4 protein-coding genes are annotated in these 1,372 nt (G+C 57.1%); all 4 read left to right on the forward strand.

Going from position 1 to position 1,372, the window contains the following annotated elements:
- The first annotated feature begins 162 nt into the window (after positions 1 to 162).
- Positions 163 to 453 carry a hypothetical protein gene (locus ACRC0P_RS09495; protein ID WP_015980995.1) on the forward strand — a complete coding sequence of 97 codons (291 nt, stop codon included), beginning with the start codon at positions 163 to 165 and terminating at the stop codon, positions 451 to 453.
- Positions 446 to 679 (forward strand): hypothetical protein, encoded by a 234-nt coding sequence (locus tag ACRC0P_RS09500; protein ID WP_438630233.1) that lies wholly within the window; start codon positions 446 to 448, stop codon positions 677 to 679. The genes ACRC0P_RS09495 and ACRC0P_RS09500 overlap by 8 nt, the downstream gene beginning before the upstream one ends.
- 62 nt (positions 680 to 741) lie before the next feature.
- A complete protein-coding gene (locus ACRC0P_RS09505; protein WP_438630235.1) occupies positions 742 to 975 on the forward strand; it encodes a hypothetical protein in 234 nt (77 codons plus the stop codon).
- A partial coding sequence (locus tag ACRC0P_RS09510; protein WP_438630237.1) for a deaminase occupies positions 975 to 1,372 on the forward strand: 398 nt, incomplete at its 3' end. The genes ACRC0P_RS09505 and ACRC0P_RS09510, both read left to right, overlap by 1 nt.

Raw genomic sequence — 1,372 nt, forward strand, 5'->3', positions numbered from 1 at the left:
GCGAAGAAGTCGATTACAAAGACCTTCCAAAAGGCTTGGACGCAATCGCCGACAAGCTTTACGAAGCGGGGCCGGGCGAATATTCGTATTCGCAATCGGACGTTGACAACGAACCGGATTACGAACCGGATTACGATTACTATTAACGAAGGAGTAACGAAAATGTCTTGGCTTATCGGTTGGGGCGTACTTTCCGTCGGCGTTGTTGTCGGCTTCTTCCTTGCGGCCTTGCTGCGGGCCAATGGGCGCGACGTGCCGGTTCCTTCGGCTACCGTTACCGCCCTGTCGCCGCAGGAACGCGCCCGCATGGGCTACGCGCTGGCAAGGGCTGGCGACTTGCTGGATAGCGGCGACCTTGAATACGTGTCGGGCGGCTTTATGGTGCAAGACGTAGGGCACGGCGTCGTAATTATCAAAGGCGATTTGTCGTTGCGGGTTGCCGAAGATGAATAAGGACGAAGCGCGCGAAATGTTCGAAGCCGTCAAGGCCAACCGGGCGAAGATTGACGGTTGCGCCCGCCATCGTTTCGAAGTAGGCGACCCGCCGTATACGTTCGGGCAAAAGTTCACTTGTTCGAACTGCGGCGGAACAATGGACGCCGTACAGGCGTTCCGATACTGTCAAGGCTTCAAGGCCGCAGGCGGCAACCCGAACGAAGTTATACCGGGTTACGAATAACGCTTGACAAGCGGCGAAGGTTCGACGAAACTTAGCACGTACCCGACAAAGGAGTTACGAACATGAATTTCGACCCGCTGTTTCTTACCATCGGACTTTCGGCGCTTGCTTTGGCTTGCTACTTGAAGTTCGGCCAAATAAAAGCGAAGCGCGAACAAGACCGCCGTATTCGCGAAGCCATCGAACGCGCGCAGGTTGTGAAGGCACGCGGCGAAATTCGCGGCAAGAAGCTTGCTAACGAACGCGAATGGGGTTTGGCCGAAGACTATAACCCCGGCAAGTTTTGGCCGCAGTAATGGCCGTAACATACGTGCCGCGCGAAGCCCTGTCCAAATGGGACGCGCGATTTATTGAACTTGCCGAACACGTCGCCGGATGGTCGAAAGGGCCGCGTAAGCGCATCGGCGCGGCTATAGTGCGCCCGAATCGGTCTATTGCGTCGCTTGGGTACAACGGCCCGCCGCGCGACTTCGACGACGCCGTTTTTCTGAACATGACGCGCGACGAACAACACGCGGTCGTAATTCATGCCGAAGACAACGCAATTCGACAGGCTGCGCCGGGCGAAGACTTGTCCGCGTGTACGCTGTACGTTTCGCCGCTGTTTCCGTGCGCCATTTGTGCCGACCGCATCGTTCGGGCCGGTATCCGTCGCGTTGTCGCTTATTGTGGGCATATATCGCCAGACTGGCG

Origin of the sequence: Microbulbifer sp., from assembly GCF_051659245.1 — a bacterium.
In the GTDB taxonomy this organism is placed as follows: Bacteria; Pseudomonadota; Gammaproteobacteria; order Pseudomonadales; family Cellvibrionaceae; genus Microbulbifer.